The 18,413-nt window shown below is 70.1% G+C and carries 1 protein-coding gene; it reads right to left on the bottom strand.

Translation table 11 applies throughout. The features are described 5' to 3' along the window. On the bottom strand, positions 1-18,411 hold an 18,411-nt coding region (locus NM1_RS17045), incomplete at its 3' end, for a WXG100-like domain-containing protein (protein WP_444980090.1). Positions 18,412-18,413 lie beyond the last annotated feature (2 nt).

Below are 18,413 nucleotides of genomic sequence, written 5' to 3'. Positions count from 1 at the left end.
GCGCGGCGCACCCCCTTGCTCATCACCACCCTCACCGACGGGCGAGCGCGGCGCACCCCCTTCCCCGTCACCATCGGCGCCGACGGGCGAGTGCGACGCGACATCGTCGTTGCCCTCATCGGCGGGCGAGTGCGGGGCGGGGCGGTCATCATCCTGTTCAGCGGGCGAGTGCGGCTCGGCGGGGTTGGGGTCGCCGCTCGGGTTGGAGGGATGGTGGGGGTCGGGGTCTGCGGGTGTGCGTGATCGGTTTTCGGCGTCGCCTTCGTCGGTGGCCTTGCCCGGGGCGGTCCCGGCCTCCAACTCGTCGAACCGCGCGTGCATTTGTGCCTGCGCGTCATCCAGCTGTTGCATCAACTGCCGATGTCGGCGCTCCGCCTCGTCCGCACGCAGCTGCAATGCGGAATCCAGCTCTTCCAGTTCGCGTGCTACGGCGTCACTCTGGCTCTCCGGCTCCGGTTGCGGCGGCGCTCCGTCCGGTGTCGACTCCGGTGCGTCCTGCCGAGAGTCTCCCGCCGTCTCGGGCGCCGCCCGACCGGAATCGTCCGCCCCGCCGAGCTCGAGTTCGTCGAACCCTGCCTCCAGTTCCTCCTGGATCTCCGCAAGGCGCCGCATCGCCTTCCGATGCTCGCGCTCGGCCTCGACGGCATTGCGACGCATCGCCTCGTCCAGCAGGCGCAGCTCGTGCTCGACGGCGTCCCGGAAGGGGTTCGGCTCCGATTGCCGCGCACCGGGTTCCGGCTCACCCTCGGGCTGCGAGCCTTCCTCCGGCGACGCCTGCGGCTCCGAACCACCGGTTTCCGGCGGCAGCTTCTGTTCGGGCCCACCGGCTTCCGGCGACGCCTTCTGCTCCGACCCACCGACTTCCGGCGCCCGCGGATCGGGTTTGCCCACCGCTCGGTTCTCCGCATCGCCCGCCAGCGGCCCGGACCCCGTCTGCACACGACCGGAATCGTCCGCGCCGTCGACTGCCGAATTGTCGGGCCCACCCTGCAACTCGGCCTGCAATTCGGCCAGGCGCTGCATCGCCTTCCGATGTTCGCGCTCGGCCTCCTCGGCATTGCGACGCATCGTCTCGTCCAGCAGCTGCAGCTCCCGCTCGACCGCGTCCCGGAAGGGATTCGGCTCTGTGCCCTCCGGCTCGGGAGCACCGGAAAGCTCCTTCGGGTGCGGACTCTCGCCCGGCAGTGCGCCCGAGTCGTCGGGCCCTTGCGGGCGCGGACCCGGACCGGGGAGCGCGGGCCCGGAACCGTTGCCGCCATTGGCCATTCGCGTGGTCTGCGAGGGCGGGACGTAGGGAATGTCGGCACGCCAGTCGGTGAGCGGGGGCCGGTTGGCGTCCCAGTGCAGCCCCTCCTTGGCCGCGACATACGCATTCGCCTCGTGCCAGGTGGCCCCCTCGTTGGCGGCGAGGAATCGCGCCTCTGCCAGCGCATCGCGCAGCAGCAGGATGTCCTGATCCAGCGGGTCCCCGTCCACCAGCCGGTTCCACGCCTCGGCGACATCGGCGACGCAATCGAGCGGACGGCGGGTCACCTGGTGGGTATCGGGATCCAGCCGCAGCAGCGGTGTGCGCATCAGGTGGTTCTTGATCTGCACCAGCTGGTCGCGGGTCAGGTCGGGGATGTCGGCGTCCATGTGCGGGGTGAGCACCGCGGCCAGGGCGTCGGCATCCGCACCCTCGAGCAGCAGCGTCCGAATATCGTCGATGGTGTCGCGCACGACACCGGGATCGGCTACCCGGAACTTCTTCGCGAGTTCGCCTGCCACACGGTCGATTTCGTCGTCCATACGCAGCAGCTGCGCATCGATGTCGCCGCGCGGATCGATTCCGCGGTCCGCCTCGACCAGCTGTCGGCGGACCGCGTCGACGACATCGCGCGCGGCCTGCGCGCACTGATCACGCCGCAGCGGCGCCAGCTCCTGGAGGATGCGATCCACATCGGAGTCGGCCACGTCGTCCCGGTACCGGCGGTATTCGTCGTTCGCCCACTGCTGTACCTCCGCCCACGCCTGCTCGCGCGCGAGTTCCTGGCGGATGAAGCCCGGATCGATCTCGCCCTGGTCGTCGGCCAGTGCGCCCCAATCGATCTCGCGGACCAGCGGCTGCACCTCGGAGGGCTTCTTCTTGAACCAGTAGTGGCCCTTGAACCCCGGGCGGATCTTCCCCGGATTATCCGGGTCGTTGTACCAGGTGAAGCCGCTCAGCTTCGCCGTCTCCAGGATGATCCGCATGGTGTTGTAGACGACCCCGGCGAACGGCACGTCGTAGGCCTGCACCCCCGGCGGGACCATCGGCTCCCCGCCCGGAATCGCCGGAAACAGATCCTTCGGGATCGCACCGGGCTGGTGATCCACGAGCGCGCCCTCGACCGCCGCCTGCGTCGGATCGACCGCCCAGCCGCTGATGCCCTCCGGCAGATCGCGCGGCTTGAAGGCCTTGGGCACGGTCGCCGAGGTGCCGTTCGTGACCAGATCCGGCTTGGCCGGGTTCACCGGGTGCCAGTTGCCGTCGCCGTCGCGCCACAGCGTGACATCGATCCGACGGCCGCCCTGCCAGCCGGTGCTGAGGCGCCGCACATCCGGCGGCGGCAGCTCGGTGACGGTCGGCTTGCCGTTCCGGTCGGCGGTGACCCGGTGGAATTCGACGGTGGTCTCCGGCCGCACCATCGCCTGCGCCACGGCACCGCTGTGGTCGAGCACGTGGGCCAATTCGGCATCGAAATGGGCGCGCGGCGAATCCCCCAGTGCGGCACGCGGACCCAGCACGATGATCCGGGGACGCTCCCCGTCGACGAGGCCGACGGTGTCGGTGATCATGCGCCCGCCCGCATCCTCGACCAGACGCCGCCAGACGCCCGCGGTCCGAGCCATTTCGTCCTGGATGCGGCCGATCTCGTTGTGCGCGGCGTTCACATCGCGCGCGGCATCGCGCAGGGCATCGATCTCGGCAGTGCGGCCCGGCTGCTCGGATGCCAAGCGGCGCACCGTGTCATCGAGCTGGTCGTCGGTCAGCGCCTGCTCGTCGAGCACCCCGTTCTCGTCCACCAGGCCCAGCCGCGCGGCCAGGTCGTCGCGCATGCCGCGCCGCGGTTTGATCCGCAGCAGCTCCTCGGCACGGTCCCGGGCCAGCTGCTCCAGCCGGTCCGCCACCTCCTGCGACGGCGGCCGGTTCACCGCGCCGCTGCGCTCCAGCTCCTGAATCTGGCGATCGAGATGCCGCAGTTGATCGTCGAGCTGGAAGACGTGCTGGGCCGCGTCCACCATCTTGCCGAGTGCTTCGCGGCGGTAGGCCACGTCCAGCGGCTCGGCCCTGCTATCGAGGTGCCCCTCGGCGTCCTCGCCCAGCGGGTCGACGTCGACATGCCGGACGACGGCGTCGCCGTAGCGGAGCAGCACCTCGCGCGCCAACCGGCCGCGATCGCCGAGCGCATCGAGAATCCGCTGCGAATCCGACAGCCGCCCGACCCGGTCCTCCAGCTTGGCGCGCCAGAATTCCAGTTCGCGCACCAGGTTTCGGCGCTCCTGCATGAGCCGGTCGTATTCACCGTTCGCCCATTGCGTGGCCGGGTCGCCGTCGTCCGGCTGCGGCGGGCCGACCGCCGCATCGTCGTCGGGCGTGTGCGCGGGGTCGGCATCCCCGGGTTTCCCGGAACCGGACGGCTCGCCGGGGTCGTCGGGCGCGTTCGGCACCGGCGGCTGCTCGGGCGGCTTCTTCGATCCGCCACCGGCATTCGGTTCATCCGGGGATGCGTCCGGATCGTCGCCGGGTTTCGCGGGCGCGGCGTGATCGGCGGCGGAGGCGACCAGCTGATCGTCGATCTCCCCGAACAGCCGGTACCGCGACAGCGGATCCTCTGCCAGCCCGCGCAGGACTGCGTTCACCTCGGCGAGTTGCTCGGCGGCGGCGTTGTAGCGGCGGGCGGCGCGCTCCAGTTGGGCGATGCGATCGCCCCACGCGTCGACATCACCGGCCTCGACCGACCGATTGCGCAGTGCCTGAAGGGTTTCCTCCAGCGAGCGGACATCGGGATTGTCCTGGTCGCGGTCCGGGCCGAGTTCCGACTCGTCCACCCGCATACCGGCCAGCGCTGCCTCGCGTTCGGCCGCGGCCTCGGCGAGCTCCCGCCGCGCCGCGTCGCGCTGCCCGGCGAACCGCTCGAGCTCGGCCTGCCGCCGGGCGCTGGCCTCCGATTCCATTGCCCGCCAGTACTGTTCGGTCAGTTCCGCCAGCCGGGCACGGTCGCGTTCGGCATGCGGGCCCTGCATGTCGTCGAGCACCGGGCCGAGCCGGTCGCGCCGCAGATCCCGGGGCGCGATGTCGTAGGCGCGGCACAGTTCTCGCAACTCCGCGGCGACTTCGTGGGGCGGTCCCGCATCGGGTTCCGGCCCCTTTGCGGCATCCGCGCCGCGCATGCGACCGTCCCCGATTCGGTTGTCCGGGTGCGGAATCGGACCCTCGGCGCCATCCGGCCCGGCCAGCGCCTCGGCGTTCAGCAGTGCGTGCAGCACCTGTGCGGGCTCGGAGGCGTTGCGGCCGTTGAGCGTTACGTCGAGGAACGCGTCGGCCAATGCCTCGCCCGGATCGAAAATTCCGCGGTCGAAGCTGTACCCGCTGAGCTGCCGCACCCAGGCGATGTACCCCGCGGCGTCACCGTCCGGCCGGGTGGCCCGGTAGTGCGCGATCAGCACGTCCTCGGCCAGCACCCGCGCCCGCTTGCCACCCGCGTAGTCGAGCGCGTGGCCGAGCTCGTGCACGATCGTGGCGTACACCGGCCGGTCCGCCACCCCGCGCGGCGAATGCCCGGTGTCCTCGGCCCGCTGCTTCGACGCCCGGAACTCGTCCGGGTTCGTGGCGAGATCCCGGTTGAGCGTGATGGATTCGGCGTAGTAGGTGCCGTCGGCCCGCTTGCGCCAGACGGCCTGGCCGTGCCGGTTGCCGTCGAGCGGGGCGATGTCGATGCGGCGCAGATCGATATCGGGATGCCGGGTGAGAACCTCGTCGACCGCGCGGGCGTACTCGCGCAGCGTGGCCACATCGATGTCGGCGTCGAAGCCGTGAATCTCCACGCGCGGGTGGTGGAACTGCAGTTCCAGCAGGATGCCGCCGCGATCCAGCCGCGACCACTTGTCGGCGGGCGGCTGTGTGGTCGTCCCGTCCGGATGGTCGACCGGCGAACCCTGATGCTCGGTACCGTTGTCCGCCAGCGGTTCTCGCGAATCGGTCCGATCTTTCACCGGCGCCGCCGTCGCGGAATCGGTGCCTCGGTCCTCGTTCCCGGATCGATCGCCGTCCCGGCGACCGGAGCCCTCGGAACGTCCGGGCGCATCGGATTCCGGCGCATCCGGCTCGTTGCGCTGCCCCAGCAGCCGATCGGAGATCCGCTTCAGCCTGCCGGGGAGTTCCGCCCCGCGGGCGTTCAGCGGCGCCGCGCCGTCGCGGAGGGTGGCAACGATCCGTGCCTTCAGCCGGTCCGCGTCGGTATCCGCCATGCCCTGCAGGTGATGCGCGAGCGCGTCGGTCATGAATCCCGCCCCGGCCGGAGCGGGCACCCGCCAGCCGCCGTCGCTGGTGCGCTCGAACTGGACGGCCAGCGGAACCCCACCGACGTCGATGGTGTGCAATGCGAAGTGCAGGTAATCGCGCGGCGGCGGTCCCTGGGTCGAGTCCAGCGGTATGCGGCGCATCATCAGCTGCTGTGCCACATGCGCGGGATGCGTCACCCCGATCCCCGGATCGGCCTGCGCCATACGGAATCCGACGGACAGGAACCAGTCGACAAGTCCGCCCGAGCTCTTGGTGCGCCCGAATCGAGACTTGGAAGGTTCGGAGAAGGCGCCCTCGCCCAGCTGCCGCATCCAAGCATCGAAACCGAGAGTGGTGCTGCCTTCGCTGCGGTAGCGCAGGTAGTGCGCCAGCATCTGGGCGCGGGCCTCCGACCAATCCGGGGCTCGGTACGGGCCCTCCGCGTCCCTGCTCGCGATGCGGGTCAGCTCCGGCTGACCGTCCGGCCCGGCCGCGACCACACGGTAGTCGAGGGCGTGCGAACGATTCCACAGCACATCGACGTACTGCGAGTGGCTCTGTGCCAGCCGGTTCAGCGCATCGATGTGACCGCCCGCCTCGGCGAGGATCACCATTCGCGGCCACCGGCCCTCCGGCGCCGGAACGCGCACCACCTCGGGGGTCAGCCACTCCGCATCGGGATGGTTCGTCAGTTCCGCATCGATCTTGCGGGCGGCCGCCGAGAGCAGTTCATCGGCATCCAGATGAGCGGAATCCCTTGTCGCAGCAACGGAGTCATTCGGTATGCCGTCACTCATCGACTCCGGCGGGCGACCCCAGCGCCGATGCGGCCGGTCGCTGTCCGCACGGACCGCGTCGAAGGCGATCTCGGCCTTATCCAGCCCGACCTTATCGATATAGCGGCGTATGCCTTTCAGGCCCGCCTCGTAGGCGACCCGGTCCGGATTCGGCGCATCCGGCGAGCGTTCCGCGGCCTTCGTCGCCTTCTGATGCGCCTTGTCGTAGGCGTCGGTGTAGGCCCGCTCCACGGGTCCGATCGCGATCCGGCGGCCCGCGTTCCGCAGCTCCCGATTCGTCTCGATCTCCTGGGCGAAAGCGAGGGTGCGCCGGGTGCGACTCGCGGGAGTATCGGTAGACGGCGGTGCCGGAGTGGTTTCGGCGGCGGGCGGAGCGCCGTGTGCACGGTCCCATGCGGCACCGTAGCGGGTGGCGTAATTGCTGTCGCCCACCGCCGGGCCGAGAGCCTGGAATTGTGCGCGCACGGCCCGCACACCGGCACGGTAGGCCGCGGCCTCCAACGCCGAGGGATGCACGACGGAGCTGTTGCGGTACAGGTCCTTCGCGATCTTCAGTGCGTCGCGATACGCGTCGAGGTAGACGATCTCCAGCTTGTCGCGGTATTTGTCGTAGAACTTGTCGCGACCGCCGTCGCCGCCCCGGGCGACGCGAATATTCTCGAAGGCCAGCGCATGGGCCTCGGCCTGCCGGTCGAGCATCAGGCCGACATACTCCGCCCGTTGCATGGTCAGCCGTTCCCGCACCCAGCCCGGTGTTTCCCGCAGCATGTCGGCCATCGCGGCCGCCCGGATCGCGTCGGCGATTCGCCGCGTCCCGCCCGAGAACGCGCTCAGCACCACGGTATTCGTCGCCGGGTGATATCCGAGGGCCGGGCCGACCGTGACGTCCCCCTCGATCACCTGCGACGACCGAGCCTCCGGTTCGCCGCTCAGGCGGATGTCGATTCCGTGCCGCTCCAGGAACTTCACCGCCCAGTCGCCGACGTGACTTCCCTGCGGCCACTTGCCGGTAGTCCGCGCGGCTTCCCGGAGCAGCCATTGCCATGCCTCGGCAACGGTGTCGCTGAGCGTCCTTCGCCGGTAGGTGCTCGAATTCTCCTGCTGCGGCGCGTTGTCGACGGCTTCGTCCGGTCGACTCGGATCGTCGGCCCGCGGGTGCGCCCCGGACTCCGCGGCACGCATGGCGTCCGTAGCACGGACCACCCGCACTGCCCCCGACTCGTCGACGACGACCCGGACCAGATCCGCGGGCTCCAGCTCGGCGTCCCGCACCGATCGTCCGACATCGACCGCCAACGTGTCGAGCAGATCCTCCCCGACCCTGGTAGCGATCGCGCGCTCGATATCCGCCAGCCGGGCGGCCACGGCATCGTGCCGTGCCGTCATCTCGGTGATCAGCTGCAGATTCATGGCGACGTAACCGTCCGCGAAGACAAGCTTCTTTCGCATCTGCTCGAGCCGGGCCGCCCTGCTCTCGGCCAGTTCGGACTCGGGGATCCGGCCGTCGCCGTCGCCCTGCAGCCGGGCGAACACCCGGTCCCAGTCGGCTCGGAGCCGCCGCAACTCCCGGGTGGCCGCCGCGTGCTCGCGCACCAACTGTTGCACCTGCTGTGCGGATTCCGTTGTCCGCGGTGCGTAGTCCGGCCAGGACTCCGGCGCACCGTCCGGCGGTTGCGGCCGTCTCGCCGCCTCCCATTCCGCCCCGTGCACGGGGCGGTAGGCGGCCTCCGAGCCCGGCCGCCCGAACTCGCCGTATCGCGAATCCGCCAGCAGCGCATCGACTCCGGCATCGTGGGCGATTCCGCGCAGCTGCGACGCGGACAGGTCGGGATTCGCACGCAGTGCGGCGTCGGCCGCCGACCGCCCGGCGTAGCGATAGACCTCTCGCATCTCTTCGCGGTACAGCGCGTCGGCGTCCTCGGGCCGCACCGCGGGATCGAACCCGATCCCCGCGCCGTTCAGCTGGTCCTCGAAATCGAGTTCGCGGCCGAACGCGGCGGCCTCGATACGTTCCTGCGCCGCAAGGTGATCCGCCAGGTCCAGCACCGCGATCCGGGAGGGCAGCACCTCGACGTCCCCGGACAGGATCGCCCGCACGCGTTCCGCCGCCCGTACGACGGCGGCCGCCTTCTCCGCGTCGGAGCGGTCGTGCGTGTCGACGACGATGTCGAGGGTGCGGTCGTTGAACGTATCCGCTTCTCCCACAGGCAATCCGGGCTCGTCCGGCGTGCCGCCGGTATCGTCCCGGTCCGTGCCCGGTCCCTCGAGGCTGTCACCGGCCCGGGCTGCGGCCTCGGCGAGGGCGGCGGCCTCACGTTCGGCGCCGAGATCGGCGAACCGCACGGACGCTCCGGCCTCGCGCAGCACGGCTATGGCCTCGCGCCCGGCCGTGGTGTGCGACAACACTTCCCAGACCCGCACGAAGTTCTCGTCCGGAAAGTGGCCCTGCCAGCCGTCGGGCTCCGCCTGGTCACCGTAGATCGCCTGCCGGACCTCCTCCTGCGCCCGCCCTTCCCGCTCCCGGGTCAGCTCGGCGTCGTTCGGATTCGGCAGTGGCAGTGCATCATCCCCCGCATCGTCACCGGGGGTTCCGGGCTCGTGGCCGTCGCCCGGTAGCTCCTGGTGGTCGGTGGCGGAATCGGGCAGTTCCCGCGGGGCCGGGCCGGTGTCGCCCGCAAGGCTCGCCCGAATCAATTGCTCGTAAATAAAACGCGCTGGTTCACTGGCATTTCGGCCGTTGAGTTCGACGTCGACGAAGGCCTCGGCGATCGCCTCGCGGGTTTTGAGGTCCGTTCTGTCGACGGTGACCGTGCCGTCGGGATTCTCGACACTGTGGAAACTGCGGTCGCTCAGCTGCGCCAGCCACGGCTCGTAGTCGGCGATCGAGCGGTCCGGATGGGTCGCCATGAAGTGCTGGAGCAGTTCGTACTCGATGGTCTCCTCGAGTCGCAGCTGTCCGGCGTTGTCCAGCGCATGCCCGAACTCGTGCAGCATGACGGCGTATACGGGGTCCAGTTCCGTTCCGGGACGGAACCATTCGATGTCCACGGCCTTGCGGATCAGCTCGCGGAAGCTCGCGGCGCTGTCGGCGTAGCGCTGGTTGAAGGTGATGGTGTCGGTGATGATGCGCCCGGTATCCGGATCGATGGCGCGGCGCGCGTTGGCAATCGGGTCGATATCACCGATGCCGACGCGGCGCAGCGTGATCTGCTGATGCTTGTTCAGCATGTCGTCGGTAGCGCGGGCGATATCGCGCACCATGTCGGCATCGATTCCGGGCAGGTCGAATCCGAACACGTCCAGGCCGTGCCGGTCCTCCAGGATCTCCTTGATCTCTTGGGGACTGCGGTCCGTCCATTCGTCCTCGGGCCGGGGTGGGGCCTCGGGAGGCGGATCGGGAACCTCGTGTTTGCCGGACTCCGGGCCGTCGACCTGGTCGTCGAAGCGGCCGCGGGCGTAGTCCGTCCGGCCCGGGCCGTCGGGGCGGGCGGCGGGCCCGGGCTCCGGGGCGATCGGCGCCGCCGACCGGGCGGCGGCCTCCAGCATGTCGTACAGCGCCCGGGCCGGTTCGCTCACCGCGTCCCGGCCGCGCAGCATCACGTCCGCGAAGGCCTCCGCCAGCGCCTCCCCCGGATTCAGGTTCGTCTTGGCCGAGTCGTGGAAGCTGTAGCCGCTGAGCTGCTGCATCCACCGCTCGAACTGGACCATGTCCCCGTCCGGATGCGCCCGCATGTACGCCCGCACCATATCGATGGGCGTGCCGCCGTCCAGGCGCATCCGGGTGAGCGGGGAACCGGCGTTGTCGAGGACGTGACCCATCTCGTGCAGGACGATGCTGCGCACCGGGCGGTCATGGAAGCTCTGGTGGAAGCGGCCGTCACCGATATTGAGGTCGACCGAGCTGTTGAAGTAGGCCAGGTTCGTGGCCACGGTGCGATTGACGACGAGTTCGGAATACTGCCCGTTGCGGTCGCCGGGCCGCGGATGCGCCACCGTCTTGGCGAAACGTCCGTCCGCGAGCGTTTCCACCCGAATGGCCCGCAGATCTATTTGCGGGTACTCGGACCTCGGGTACTTCGTGAGTACTTCCTCGACCGCCCTGGCGATCTCGCGCACCACGTCCGGGTCGGCATCGGCGAAATCGATGTCCCGGATACCGAATTCGTCGCGGAGCCGATCGGCGACCTGACCGGGATCCAGCCGCGTCCAGTCGTCGTGAATATCCGGACGCCGGGGCGCATCGGAGTCACCGGGCCCCAGCTCACCGTCGGCCGCATCCGTGCGGGGATCGGCCGGGCCCGGTTCCGGATCGGCTAGGCCTGAATCCCGCCCCCGCCCGGCCAGGTCCCGTCCGTCCGCATCGCCGACAGAATGCGCGCGGCCACCTTCAGCGTCAACGTGTCCGTCGAGCCGCCCCCCGCTCTGATGTCCTCGCCGTCCTTGCTGATCACCAGCTCGCGGTTCAGGTCCGTCTCGCTGTTCCCGAACCGGTAGGTCACCTCGGTCGGCGTTTCCGTCGCTTTCCGGAACACCACGTACAACGCCATCCTTTTCGGCCCACCTCTCGTAGTTCTCGCCGGTGCGTTCCGGAATATTGTTTTGCCAGTCGGCCTTCGAGTTAGCGTAATCGTGGGCCTTCCGATAGCTGGCCCCCGGGTTTCGCCGCATGTAGTCGGACTCGGCGAGCTCGTGCTCCAAGAGCGTGATATCCGCGGGCAGTGGTTCACCGCGCGACAGCCGCATCCACGCCTCGGCGATATCCGCGTCGGCGTCGAAGCGCCTGGTTTCCTCCCCGACCACGCGACCGTTGCGGTCGACTATGTCGAGCCTGTGCTCGTCGAGGAACAGGTGCTTCTTGATCTGACGAATTTCGCGGTCGGTGAATCCGATCGTGCCGTCCGAGCGCACGACATCCGCGAGGTTCTCGTGCATATCGCGGACGTCGCCCACGGACTGGCGGATCGCCTCGTAGGCCTCGTTCGCCCAGGCCCGCTGGGCGGGGTCGTCGAGTATGTTGCGCGGTCGAATCACACCACCGCCGAACATTTCCCGATAGATCTCGTCCAGCTCGTCCATGTGCCGCTGGTATTCGTCGGCGGCGCCCAGCGCATCCCGCGCATAGGCCTGGTCGCGCTCGGCCCGCTCCTGCCGGGGTGTGGACTCTTCCGGAATTCGCTGCGCGCCGCCGCCGTCGCCGGGCTTGTCGGGATGCGGCGGTGCGGCTCCCGTCGGCGCCGGATCGGGTGGCTCGTCGCCGCGATCACGACCGTCCGGCCCGTCGGATTCGCCGAACAGCTCGCGCCGCAACTGCGCCAGATCTTCCTGCACACGCCGGAATTCGGCGTCGATCTCCTCCTGCTGGCGCCGAAATTCCGCCTCGATCTCCTGCTGTCGGCGCCGGAATTCCGCGTCGGCATCGTCCTGCCGACGACGCGCCTCCGATTCGACATCGTCCTTTCGACGCCGGGCCTCGGATTCGGCATCGTCCCGCCGGCGACGGGCCTCGGCCTCGGCATCATCCTGCCGACGACGCGACTCGGCCTCGGCATCATCCCGCCGACGACGCGATTCGGTCTCCGCATCATCGCGCCTGCGCCGCGACTCTTGTTCCGCATCGTCCTGTCGGCGCCGCGATTCCTGATCCGCATCGTCCTGCCGACGCCGGGACTCCTGATCCGTGTCATCCTGCCGACGCCGCGACTCCTGATCCGCGCCATCCTGCCGACGGCGCGACTCCTGATCCGCATCGCCCTGCCGACGGGGGGACTCGGCCTCGAGCTGAGACTTCTGGTCGGACGATTCCCCCTGCGGCTCATCAGCTTTCGGCGAGGGCGCATTCGCATCGGTGTCCGCCGCCGAGCCGTCTCCATGTTTCGGCACCGAGCCTGCCGCGGGAGTCGCCCCATTCGGCGGGGTCGCCCCATTCGGCGGAGTCGCCCCATTCGGCGGAGTCGCTCCATTCGGCGGAGTCGGACCGTCCGGCGTCGGACCACCCGGCGGCTTCGGACCACCGGGCGTCTGACCACCCGGCGGAGTCGCCCCGTCCAGCGGCGAGGGCCCCGGCGGTGGGGTGGGCGCGGCGGGTCCGTCTCCGGGGCCGACACCCGGATCCGCTGCTTCGAGCCCCTGCACCTCCCGCAACTGTGCGGCCAAGGCGGCGAGGGTGTTGATCTGCTGCTGGCGGTGCCGCACCTCGTCGCGCAGGTCCCCGACCTCGGCGCCCAGATCCTGAGGGCCCTCGTGGTTTTCGATATTGCCGTCCTGGTAGGCCGTGTAGACCTCCAGGAAGCTCGGATCGTCCGGGTGCGGCAGACCGACACCGACCACACGCGACCAGTCGCCGCCCGGTTCGGGGCGCGGACCCGTATGGTCGTCGAGGGTGCCGCCGTCCGCCTCCGCACGCGCGATCGCGTCCGCGACGGCCTGGCCGAAGGCAGCCGGATCGCCGGTCTGCACGGCATCCGCGATGATCTCCTGCAGGCTCGGCAACGCGTCGGTATCGTGCACCGCCGCCTCGGGATCGGCGACCCGCGGATCGGCGGCGTGATCGCCACGCGAGACCTCCGAGTACGGGTCGATATCGATCAGGGCACGCGCGAACTCCTCCATCGCGTCGTGCGCCTGGGATCGCCGGCCCTGTTTCGCCAACCGAGCCAGCGCTTTTCGCAACTTCGCCGGATCGATCGACGTCGAGTCGGAGTTCTTGTGCTTGCGGCGGGCGCCGGTTTCGGGGTCGTTCTTGTACTCGTCCGGATACAGCGACGACTCCGGGATCCCGAGGTCCTCGGCAAGCCGGGCTCGCGCCGCGGCGAAGGCTTCGGCATCGACGGCGCGCAGCCGGACGGCGTACCCGCACAGCGCCCGCATCTGCTGCCTGCGACGGAGAAATCCGTTGCTCGGATCGGTGATTCGGTCCGCCAGGCTCGCCGGCGTCAGCGCCGCCTCCGACAGCCCGAGCGTCTGCGCCAGCTGCGCCCGCCCCGCCGGATCATCGGCCCTGGGCCCGCCGTCCTGCAATCCGTAGTAGGTCCCGATATCGCGCATCGTCCGGGCGAAGTCGGACAGCGCCTCGAGCTGCCCGGCGCGCAGGGCGTTGCCCAGCTTCATATCGGTGATGATCTGTTCGCCGCCGGGCTGCAGCAGCCGGACCACATCCGCGGGGCCCAACCCGAGGTCCCGCGCCACATCGACCAGATCGCGCAGCAGTTCCTCCCGCGACCGCGGCGACGCGAGATCCGGTGTGCCATCGGCAGGTTCGACGGTCGACACCGGATCGACCGTGTGCGGCACCGCACGCCACTCGCCGTCGCCGTCACGAACCAGCGTCGCGACCACGTCCCGGCCGTCGACGGTCTCGCGATGGTGATATACCTCCGGCGTGTCGACCGGATCCAGGCGGATCTCCCCGTCGGCGTCGGTACGCGTCTGCCGATAGTCGAGTGTCACCTCTCCGTCGTTCAATTGCCTTCCGAGATCCGGGTTTTCGGCCAGCAGGTCGGCCAGCACGTCGTTGCGGTCGCGCTCACCGTCGACGATGACCAGCCGATCCGATTCGCCGTCGACCGGCACCCGCACCGCCTGGTCGTTGAGCGGAGCGGGCGGCAGATCCGCCTCGGCGACCGCCGCCAGCTCGGCGAGACGGGCCATGCGCGCGTTGTTCTCGTCCCGCAGGCGGTCCAGCGTCGCGTCCAGGTTCGCCGAATTCACATCGTCGAACCCGAGCCCGAACAGCTGTGTCCACGTGGACAATTCGTCCTGCAGCTGATCGCGACGCAGCGCATTCGAATAGTACGGAGGCAGGCCGCCGTCGCGATCCGATTCGGGATTCGGCGAGACGTGGTGCCACTCACTGATCGTGTCTTCGCCGGTGAGGACGCCCGGCGTATTCCGCAGGCCGGTATCCCCGCCGAAGGCATCGATCACCTCGGTGAGGAAGTCGCCCATCGGGTTCTCGCTGTAGAAGTCGCGCTCGCCACGCGGAACGGGCGCAGACTCGTCGCCGTCCCCGTAGGGGCGAGCCATCTCCTCGTTGTAGCGCCGGGCGGCCTCGCCGAGCCCCTCGATCGCGCCGGTCGTGCGCAGGCAGCGGTACTGCTGTTCGTCCAGCATCCGCCGGATGGTGGACGGATTCTCGTCCGGCAGTGGGAAACCGAGCCGGGCGGCCATCTCCGACAACGTCTCGTTCTCGGGCGGCGGGCCCTCGGGCGGCGGTTGTTTCGGAATCGCGTCGGCGGGGTCGAGCGCCGGTTCGTGCTCGAGCGCACGCGCCTGCTCGTCGGTGATCAGGTTCCGGTTCGTGAGGTCGTCGAGAATCTGCTGTCGCAGATCGGGATCGGACACCAGGTCCCGCAGTTCCAGCAGGCGCTGCCTGCAGTCCTCCGGGGACAGGGTTCCGTCCTGCAGTCTCGCGACGAGATCGGCGTGGGCATCCGCGAGGTCCCCGAACTCCAACGCCATGGCGACGTCGTTGTGCGCCAGGCCGTTGTTGGCCAAGTCGTTGACGATCCGCTCACGCAGCTCGGTATCGGTGACCGACTCGTACAGGTCCCGCAGCGCCGCCCGGGCCTGCCGCGGCGAGACCAGGTCGAAGCGCACCAGATCCCCGATGATCCGGCGGTGCAGGTCCGGATCCGTCGGCAGGCCCGTCTCCGAATCCCGCGTCACCTTCAGCAGATCGAGCAGATCCTCGAAGCCGTCGCGCGGCGAAATCAGTCCCTGCTCCAGGCTTTCGACGACACCGGCGCGGGCCGCTTCCGGCTCGACGTCGGTGATCCACGGCTTGTATTCGCTGCCGTCGGACGCGCGCAGCGGCACGTGCTCGCCGACCTGCAGGACGATCTTGGACGTCAGCCGCCGCAGCAGCGGAACATGCTCGATGTTCGCGATCATCAGCTGGATGATCTGGCCGATCCGGGCCAGCGGATCCTCCGGCGTCCCACCCGAATCCGGTGGGGCCTTGAACTGCGGCAGGTCCGACGGCGGGGGCTGCGCCGGCGGCGCGGGCGGCGGGTCGACAAGGTCGGGAATGCGGGTGGCGCCGTCGATGGCCGCCGACTGTCCGCGCGAATCGAGCCGAGATCCGGAGGGGTGCTTGGCAATCGGGGTGTGGCCGTGCTCGTTGAACATCTTCCGCAGCCGGTCCAGCGCGCGCCGCAGCGCCGACTTCTTGCGAGGCGGCTGGGATCCCTCGGCGCGGGCCGGGGCATCGGAGTCGCGGTGTGCGGGGCCGGGCTCGCCGTCACGCGCCGGTCTCCAGCCGCCTTCCCCGTCGGGAACGCACCGCACCGTCACCTGCTCGCCGTTGATCTCCACGACGAAGTCGCGCGAACGCTCCGGCCTGTCGACCGAGGTCGGCTCGATCGCTTCCGAATCCTTTTGTTTCCCAGGGCCTTCCGGCGCTTCCGGATCCTTCGGAGGCGCCGATTTGTCGGGATCCGAACCGTCCCCGGACTCCGGTTGCTTCGGGCCCGAGCCGTCGCCCGGATCGTCCGGCGACCCGGCGGGCTTCTTGGGCGGGCCGGACGGCGGTTCCTTGCCTCCACCGCCGGCGGCGGGGGCCGGACGCGGCGAGGGAGCCGGTTCGGCGCCGACCGCGACCGGCACGACGAAGGGTGCGGAACCGTCGGATTCCCCGGGCTTCCCGGCCGCGCCGTCCTGACTGCGCGGCGCCTCTTTCCCGCTCGATGCCGCCTGTACGCCCGAATCACCGCCCTGCGGTAGCGAACTCGTTGCGTCCGCGCGACCCTTCGGTGCACCGGAACCGCTTCCGGCGCCCGCGCGCGGCTGCTCCGCACCGGAACGTGCCTCGCCGCCGCGGCCCTCCGGCGTTCCGGCGCGCGGCTGGGAACCCTTCGGCTGTTCCCCGCCGGCGCCTTCTCCGGTACCACGCGCCTCGCCCACCGGACTGGCCTTCGGCGTTGCGGGAGACGAACCGCCACTGGGGTTTTCGCCACCGCTCGCTACCGGGGGCGCCCCGGCGCCCGGTGTGCCCGCCGGGGTGCCGCCCGCGATCGGGGCACCCGCCACCGGAGCGCCCACCACCGGAGCGGCGCCATTACCGGTCGAATCGCCCTTCTGGGCGCCACCGGCTTCGGTATCGCTCTGCGGCGTGACACCGTCGACCGGATCCGCGGCCTTCTGAGCACCGGCTTCGGTATCGCCCTTCGGCGTCCCACCGTCGGCGGCGGACTCGCCGGATGTCTTCGCATCCGGCTGCGGTACACCGGCTCGCCCGTCCTGCTGCCCGTCCGGACCCTCGGCCTTACCGGAATCAGCTTGTCCCACACCGTTATCGGCGCCGGCGGCCTGGTCACCACCGTCCGATGCGCTCAGCGGGCTCGAGCCGCTCTGCGGTGGCGCACCACCACCGGCCTGGCCGTCGTCGCCGGCCTGCTGCTCGGGCGTCGCTCCCTGTTCGGGGCGACCGGCACCGGGGGCGTTCCCCCCGGGCGGCCGCTGTTCACCCGAATTCTCCGGTCCCGCAGATTGTTCCGGTTCCGCGGCGGGAGCCTCGCCCTCCGGCGGCGCGCCCTCCTCGGGCGTCTGCCCGGCGGCGGGCTGCACCTTGGCACTGTCGTCGGCGCCACCACCCGGCTCCTCGGCACCGTCGTCGCCCGCCACATCGTCGGGTTTCGCGCCGCCCTCGGGAGCGCCGCCTTCCTCGCCCCCATCTCCTTCCGGCATCCCGGCACCCTCGGGATCCGCGGGCGCACCACCGGTTTCGTCCGAACCGCCGCCCTGCACGTTCGACGGGTCGTTGCCGTTCTGACCACCGGAACCCTCTGGGGCACCACCGGTTTCGTCCGAACCACCCTGCGGGGCGCCCTGCACGTTCGACGGATCGCTACCGTTCTGCCCGCCCGGTGCCTCACCGGCCCGTGCCGGATCGCGAGGCGCACTGCCGTCACCCCGTGGGTCACCACCCGGGTCTCCACCGGGCTGATTCCCGCCGGGCTGATTCCCAGGCTGATTCCCACCCGGCTGATTCCCGGGCTGGTTCCCGCCCGGCTCGTTACCACCCGGGTTGTTACCACCCGGATCCCCGCCCGGCTGGTTCATCTGGTTGAACACATCGTCCATCCGCGACCCGAAGCTGGGACGATTCGCCAGATCCGGGTTGTGGCTGTTCCAAAAGTGGTTCGCCCCAGCCTTGTTGGCGCCGCTCAGCGCGCCGTTGGAGGCCCCCGCGGTGAACATGAGCGGATCGATACCCGCCGCCTTCGCGTTCGCCCAGGCCTTGTCGAAGCCGTATTTGTAAGTGTCGATGGCCATCTGGGTGCCGGTGGCCGCCAGATAGCCCGCACCCGCCCCGGCGAGACCGGCGGTGGTCCCGGTGATCGCGCCGTTGACGAGCTTGCCGCCCAGCGAGTCACCGAGCTTGCTCCCCAGCGCCTTACCGATCTTGTCGCCGAGCGGTCCGGCGGCGGCGCCACCGGCCGCCGAACTGATCGCGGTGACGGCCACCTGCTCCAGATTGATGTTCTTCCGATGGCCCTCGTTGACCTGATACGCCTGGATTCCGACCTCTTGGATGGTGCCCAGCGCGGTATCGATGGCGACGTGTTTGGCGAGGAACTTCAGCGTCGACGACGAGACCAGCCGCCGGACGATCTGCTGCACGGCCCTTCTGGCCCCCGCGCTGAGCAGGCGCAGGCCGATGCGGGTACCAGCGATCGCCGCGGCCTCCACCGCCGGTGCCGTCGGCGGGAAGATCCACGCCGCCGCGATCTCGGCGGCCAGCAGTCCCAGCGACGTGATGAACATCAGCTGGGTGTATTCGATTTCGGTGCCGACGCCGTCGGCCGTCTCGGCCATCGCGTCGAAGTGCTTGGCCAGCTGCTCCAGCGACGCCTCGCCGTGCAGCAGCTGATCGAAGGCCTTGGTGATCTTCTCGGTGCCGTCGCCCTGCGGATAGGCGGCCAGCGAGGCCGTCTTGGCGTCCTGGATGTCGTCCAGGAGGTCGCGCAGGTCACCGGCCGCGGTGCGCCACGGCTTGCCGACGCCGTCCCACATCCGATCCGGGTCGCCGTCGGGCCATTCCGAGCCGGCCACCCACTCCAGCCAGCCCAGCCAGCCGGGCAGCTCAGCCATCG

Origin of the sequence: Nocardia mexicana NBRC 108244, assembly GCF_001613165.1 — a bacterium.
Lineage (GTDB): Bacteria > Actinomycetota > Actinomycetes > Mycobacteriales > Mycobacteriaceae > Nocardia > Nocardia mexicana.
The sequence above is the reverse complement of the archived record's forward strand: the minus strand, read 5'-3'. Positions and strand labels throughout refer to the sequence as shown.